Below are 6,167 nucleotides of genomic sequence, written 5' to 3' on the forward strand. Positions count from 1 at the left end.
TTTACTTAACAGGAATGTAGCCTTCTTCAGCCACTATGTTTTGGCCATCTTCAGACAGGATGTATTCAATGAAGTTGTTAGCATTGCTTGGTGCATTTTTATCTATCAATACAATGAAGGGGCGTGCGATTTGATAGTCACCGGCTATGATGTTGTCATCAGTTGCTGCAACACCGTTGACGTCGACAGCACGAAGGCTTGCATCGACACTGCCTAAAGAGATGTAACCGATTGCATAAGGGTTATTGGCGACGATGGTTTTGATCATACCGTTACCATTACCTACTTGAGCGGTCGGAGAAATTGCGGTGACCTTGTGGCCGTTAATCGTGCGTTGAAGTTTCATTATCTCTTCAAATGCACCGCGAGTACCGGATCCATTCTCACGAGTGACGACAACGATTGGGCGTGATTCACCGCCGACTTCGTTCCAGTTTTTAATTTCGCCTCGATAAATTTTTGAAATCTGTTCTTGAGTTAAGTTTGTTACTGGGTTTGTTTTATTGACCGCGGCAGCAATTCCGTCACGAGCAATAACGATCTCTTTGGTGTCACTGCTAAGCTCATTATCTTTTATATTGCGAGAAGACATACCTATCATACTGGTGCCATCTTTGGCTGCTCGGATCCCCGCTGATGAGCCTGTGCTTTGTACTTCTACACTGCTGTTGGTGTTGTTTTGATAGTTTTCTGCCAGCACTTCCATTACATGGGCTACAGATGTCGAACCTGATACTGTAACAGTGCTTGCTTGAGCTAGTGGTGCAGCCATTAGACTTACTGCGGTTAACAAGCCAAATACTTTTTTCATTACGATTTCCACTCTATTGTTTGGTCGCTTAGATACCAGTTATTTTACAAAACCAAGTTAGTTGCCTCGTTGCAGGCAAGCGCATTAAGACAGAGGAATATGACAGTTAGGTGACAACACCTTTAGTGCGACAGGTTTAAATGGGATTAAGCAAAGCGTTATGGTCAATGCGTAGAAAACAAAATGGCGGTTTTTGTTAAATGAATAAAAATTAAGGGGGAGTTTTCTTAATTGATAATATAACGTCTTAAGCTAGAGGCTGGGGAGGCTTGAAGAGATTGGCGTTAAATGGTTGCAATAAACTCCGGTCGGAATTAACTTAGCCTTAAGACTATTTTAACAATAAGAGTGCCGATTTATGCTATGTTTCTGTTGTGAGTTAGTAAGATAAATTTATTATTAAACTTTTATGACAGCCAGTCAAAACCGCATTTTTATCTGTAAAACCATAGCCAAATAGCGCCTGTTCGCAAATAGCAATGCCGAGTGATTCTATTGAGCCTATCTTCATTACTCGACACTTGTTTCGTAATTACATTATATAACCACATTAAAGGTGCATAAATGACCACTGAAATGATCATGATTGGTATGTCGGCGTTAATTTTAGTTGGCATATTACTGCACCACCCTTCAAGAACACTTGGTATTCCGTCGTTGCTTATTTTTATGGGTGTTGGCTTGATGCTAGGCAATGGCGAGTTTAACTTTGTCTATGACGACCTAGATAAAACCGCATGGATAGGTGGCTTGGCGTTGAACATGATTGTATTCGTTGGTGGCATTAATACCTCAACGGACAAAATTAAAGTCGCCTATAAAGAAGGCGGGATCCTCGCATCTTTTGGGGTGTTATTTACCACGCTTATTTTTGGCTTTATTTTATACTGGCTGTTGGATTTCAACTTTATTACCTGCCTATTGTTTGCTGCTATTGTGTCATCGACAGATGCTGCAGCAGTGTTTTCAATTCTTGAATCTAAAAAGCTTAAGCTAAAAGAACAGACCGACACGGTATTAGAGTTTGAATCGGCCACTAACGATCCCGTCGCTATGCTACTGGTTATCTTTTTAACTGATATGGCGCTTTCAAGCAGTAAGACCGTAGTGGCATCTGAGATCGCTATAGAATTGGTCACGCAAATTGGTGTCGCTATGATTGTCGGTTGGCTGGTGGCTAGCATCGCGGTCTGGTTATTAAATCGAATTCACCTATCAGAGTTTGGTCTCATCCCTGTATTTGTACTCGCAAGCTTTGTGATTGCGACCTATGGTGCCGACGTACTGGGTGGCAATATTTTATTGGCTTCATATATAGCGGGGGTGGTAATAGGTAATGGTATTAAGCGAGGCCAGCTTGTTAATCTGCACTTCTTTAATAGTTTATCTTGGTTAGCACAGGCCTTAATGTTTATCGTGTTGGGCTTACAAATATTCCCGCAATCATTAGCTGCCGTGTTTATTAGCTCATTACTACCGGCACTACTGTTGATCTTTGTTGCTAGACCTTTAGCTGTGCAGCTTTGTTACTTGCCTTTTACTAAGGCGAGTTGGAAGAAGCGGCTGTTTATTTCCTCTATTGGTCTAAAAGGGGCGACCCCCATTGTATTCGCATTGATCCCCGCGGCGGCAGGTGTACCGGGATCGTTAGATATCGTGCACATGGTGTTCTTTATCGTATTGTTCTCAGTGTTTATTCAAGGGGGGGCTATTGGACCGCTCGCGAACAAACTGGGTTTAAATAATACTGATAAAGATTAAGCTGGCGCAGTTTGCAGTGCGTTTTTAGACTCGATGTTTTTCCACACCTTTTCGTGAAAGTAGAAAACAACGGTATTAACAGCAGGTTCTATTAACGCGACGGCACCACCAATGACAACGCTTCCTGTTAACAGGTAAGTAATGGTGAAGGCGACGCCAAAGTGTAGAATTGCGAATGTCATGGTTTTAATCATAATGAGTGCCTCTATTTGAATTGTCTAAATGGTAATGGTTATCATTTGCAATTGAAAGGGGTTTACATAGATTAGTTTGATAGGCTTTGTCGATTGGAAATGCACTTTGGGTATAAACCCATCAATATAGTTCGTGTACTGATGGGTTTACGTTAGGCTTTCATTAACAGATTAACTGTAAATTAGTAGTGCCAAGGGAATGAAGAGAAGTCCTGATCACGCTTTTCTAAGAAGGCATCACGACCCTCTCTGGCTTCTTCGGTGCCATAAGCTAGGCGAGTCGCTTCTCCGGCGAATAACTGCTGACCAACTAAGCCGTCATCGGGTAAGTTAAAGCCGTATTTCAACATACGCATCGCGGTAGGAGACTTAGAGTTGATCTCTTTAGCCCACTTTAATGCTTCTGTTTCTAATTCTTGGTGAGGGATAGCGCGGTTAACCATTCCCATGTCAAAGGCTTCTTCTGCAGAGTAATTAAAGCCAAGGAAGAAGATTTCTCGAGCGCGCTTTTGGCCTATCATCTTAGCAAGGTAAGCGCTGCCATAACCTGAGTCAAAACTACCTACATCAGGGTCAGTTTGCTTAAATACCGCGTGCTCTTTTGAAGCAAGGGTTAAGTCACATACCACATGTAGACTATGGCCACCGCCAACAGCCCAGCCTGGTACAACAGCAATAACCACCTTAGGCATAAAGCGGATTAAACGCTGTACTTCTAAAATATGTAAACGCCCCATACGAGCCACATCTGGCGTGCCTTCTTCAGCACCTTCATACTTGTAGCCATCTTTGCCGCGAATACGTTGATCGCCACCGGCACTGAAAGACCATTGACCTTTAGCTGAAGGGCCATTACCTGTTAGTAATACACAACCAACATCAGACCACTGACGCGCATGATTGAGTGCGGTGTAAAGTTCATCAACGGTTTTAGGGCGGAACGAGTTTAAGCAATCAGGGCGGTTAATTGCGATACGTACAGTGCCCTGATCTTTGGCTCTGTGGTAGGTAACATCTTCGAAATCAAATCCTGGAACAAGATCCCATAATTCGGGATCAAAAATGTCAGATACTGGTAGTGTCATGAGCCTTTAGCCTTTTTTCTTCATAGAAATACGATAATAGCTAAAGGCTAGGCCTAATCAGATCTCAGGTCAATCTAGTTTGCATGCTAATCGATTAACTGAGATCTGTTGCGTTATTTGACTAAAGACTTTAGGCCTTTAATTAAGCTTGTCGCAAATGTAAGTTTGATTTTCCTTACTAAAAGCTGAATGTTTATTGGCGCCACTACCACAGAAATCAGCTTTAAACTCATTGAGTTTGGCCTGTGATTGCGTAATTACAGTTAACGCTTGTTGCTCCGTAGCAGAAAGGCGGTCTGCAATATCAGTTTTTAACAAATCGAGTGTATTATCTACACGCTGGATCTGAGTGCCTGTCATGCTATCAAGCTTGTCCTCTGCCTGTTGAAATATTCCTTCAATCTCAGCGATTGGCTCGTCTAAGGTATCGGTTTCTGTATAAAGGTAGTAAAGAATGCCACCGATGATTGCCAATATGATCCAACCCTTCATCTTTTAGTCCTATGTAGGTGAATAACTTGTAGTATAAGCGTTATAATAAGCTAGTTTTCCAGAAAAATTAAAGCTGTAAGGCTGCAAAATGAGCGCAGAACAAAATAATAAAGACTTCTCTAAAGCTGAAAGAATCAAAATTCATCAACCCGATGCCAGTAAAGCCGACCGCTTTAATCCGCGTAATCGTATTTATGTCCGTGCTGTTGAGGGCTTGTGGAGCACTCTGCGTCGCCGTCTAGGTTGGGTGGCAATGTTGTTCTTTTTAATTCTGCCTTGGATCCCCTGGGGAGACCGCCAAGCGGTGTGGTTTAATCTTGCCGAGCAAAAGTTTCATGTCTTTGGTTTAACCATCTGGCCGCAGGATTTTACCTTACTCGCAGCATTATTAATGATCGCGGCATTTGGGTTGTTTTTTATCACAACATATCTCGGTCGAGTATGGTGTGGCTACACATGCCCGCAAACCGTGTGGACTTTTATCTTTATATGGTTTGAAGAAAAGCTAGAAGGGTCGCGTAATAAGCGTATTAAGCTCGACCAGATGCCATGGAGTTTCAACAAACTGTGGCGCAAAACCGCTAAACACGCATCTTGGTTGCTAATCTCTTTACTTACAGCAATGACATTCGTGTCTTACTTTGTGCCGACCAGTGAAGTCTATAAAGAAGTGTTCACCCTAACAGCCAGTGGCGGTGTTTACTTCTGGGTTATCTTCTTCACCTTTGCGACTTACGGTAACGCAGGGTGGATGCGCGAAATTATGTGTCTTCACATGTGCCCCTACGCACGATTCCAAGCAGCCATGTTTGATAAGAACACTTATATAGTGGGTTATGATACCAAGCGCGGTGAAACCAGAGGGCCAAGGTCGAGAAAAGCCGATCCTAAAGCACTAGGCTTAGGAGACTGTATAGACTGCGACTTATGCGTGCAAGTTTGTCCTACTGGCATCGATATCCGTAATGGCTTGCAATATGAGTGTATAAACTGTGGTGCATGTATTGATGCATGCGATACGACTATGACACGTATGGGCTACGATAAAGGACTGATTAGCTACACCACTGAAAATAAGTTAGAGGGCGTAAAGGAAAAAGTGCTTAGGCCAAAGCTTGTGGGTTATGGCGTAGTACTGTCAGTGATGATTTTAGTTCTTGTTTATGCAACTGCTACGATAGCCCCCATTCGTATCGACATTATCAGAGACAGAAACCAGCTCTATAGAGAAACCGATGACGGTTTGATAGAGAACACCTTTACGTTGAAGATTTTGAATAAGACAGAAGAGGCCCACCTTTACAATATGAGTGTTGAAGGGCTAGCCAATTATGATTGGATTGGACCTCAACAAGTGAGCATTAAAGGAGGGGAAGTCTTAACCTTACCTATTAGTGTTGCTGTTGACCCTGTAGACCTGAGCCGAACAATGACTCATATCAACTTTAAAGTGACTACTGATGATGGTGAAATTGAAGCAAAGCAAGAATCTCGCTTCTTTGGTAACTGATCCTTTACTGTGAAACATGTAAAAAGGGGGCTTTTAGCCCCTTTTTTGTACGTATCGTTTGTTAACTATGCATTTGATTCGATTATTCTAATTTAATTGAAAAACCCCCTTGCGCTGATCTCAAATTTCCCTATAATGCGCATCCACTGACACGGCACCGCAGGCCATTCGCTCTTAGCAAAAGCTAGATAGAACGGGACTTGCAGCGGTATCGGTTAGCTCTTTTTATAAAGGGTTAGAGTTAAAACTCCTAGGAGATTTGATTCAGGTGACAAACGCTTTAAGAGCTTCGAATGATGGTTGTTAACACGAGA

6 protein-coding genes are annotated in these 6,167 nt (G+C 42.5%); 2 read left to right on the forward strand and 4 right to left on the reverse strand.

The features are described from left to right. Nucleotide 1: 1 nt before the first annotated feature. Nucleotides 2–811 carry a phosphate ABC transporter substrate-binding protein gene (locus ACVBIU_RS16570; RefSeq protein ID WP_447161605.1) on the reverse strand — a complete coding sequence of 270 codons (810 nt, stop codon included), beginning with the start codon at nucleotides 809–811 and terminating at the stop codon, nucleotides 2–4. Nucleotides 812–1,375: 564 nt separating this feature from the next. Between ACVBIU_RS16570 and ACVBIU_RS16575 the strand changes: the two genes are divergently transcribed. Continuing rightward, nucleotides 1,376–2,572: a potassium/proton antiporter gene (locus tag ACVBIU_RS16575; protein ID WP_447161604.1), complete on the forward strand. Its 1,197-nt coding sequence runs from the start codon at nucleotides 1,376–1,378 to the stop codon at nucleotides 2,570–2,572. Here ACVBIU_RS16575 and ACVBIU_RS16580 read toward each other — a convergent pair. The 3 genes from ACVBIU_RS16580 to ACVBIU_RS16590 all read right to left on the reverse strand — a co-directional run bounded on the left by ACVBIU_RS16580 (nucleotide 2,569) and on the right by ACVBIU_RS16590 (nucleotide 4,343). Next, entirely contained in the window at nucleotides 2,569–2,766 is a 198-nt protein-coding gene (locus ACVBIU_RS16580) for a DUF2061 domain-containing protein (protein WP_447161603.1), read from the reverse strand. The two genes, ACVBIU_RS16575 and ACVBIU_RS16580, sit on opposite strands and share 4 nt — an antisense overlap. Before the next feature lie 182 nt (nucleotides 2,767–2,948). Beyond that, entirely contained in the window at nucleotides 2,949–3,851 is a 903-nt protein-coding gene (locus ACVBIU_RS16585) for a 1,4-dihydroxy-2-naphthoyl-CoA synthase (RefSeq protein WP_447161602.1), read from the reverse strand. A gap of 138 nt (nucleotides 3,852–3,989) precedes the next feature. Next, entirely contained in the window at nucleotides 3,990–4,343 is a 354-nt protein-coding gene (locus ACVBIU_RS16590; protein WP_447161601.1) for a hypothetical protein, read from the reverse strand. Nucleotides 4,344–4,431: 88 nt separating this feature from the next. Here ACVBIU_RS16590 and ccoG point away from each other — a divergent pair, with 88 nt between their 5' ends. Next, the gene (gene ccoG / locus ACVBIU_RS16595) at nucleotides 4,432–5,853 is read left to right on the forward strand and encodes a cytochrome c oxidase accessory protein CcoG (RefSeq protein ID WP_447164305.1); all 1,422 of its coding nucleotides are present in this window, start codon (nucleotides 4,432–4,434) and stop codon (nucleotides 5,851–5,853) included. Nucleotides 5,854–6,167 lie beyond the last annotated feature (314 nt).

It is taken from the genome of Shewanella sp. 30m-14, assembly GCF_052977125.1.

Coding starts and splice junctions, on each gene's coding strand:
- ACVBIU_RS16570 (WP_447161605.1), bottom strand. CDS start 811: ATGAAAAAAGTATTTGGCTTGTTAACCGCAGTAAGTCTAATGGCTGCA.
- ACVBIU_RS16575 (WP_447161604.1), top strand. CDS start 1,376: ATGACCACTGAAATGATCATGATTGGTATGTCGGCGTTAATTTTAGTT.
- ACVBIU_RS16580 (WP_447161603.1), bottom strand. CDS start 2,766: ATGATTAAAACCATGACATTCGCAATTCTACACTTTGGCGTCGCCTTC.
- ACVBIU_RS16585 (WP_447161602.1), bottom strand. CDS start 3,851: ATGACACTACCAGTATCTGACATTTTTGATCCCGAATTATGGGATCTT.
- ACVBIU_RS16590 (WP_447161601.1), bottom strand. CDS start 4,343: ATGAAGGGTTGGATCATATTGGCAATCATCGGTGGCATTCTTTACTAC.
- ccoG (WP_447164305.1), top strand. CDS start 4,432: ATGAGCGCAGAACAAAATAATAAAGACTTCTCTAAAGCTGAAAGAATC.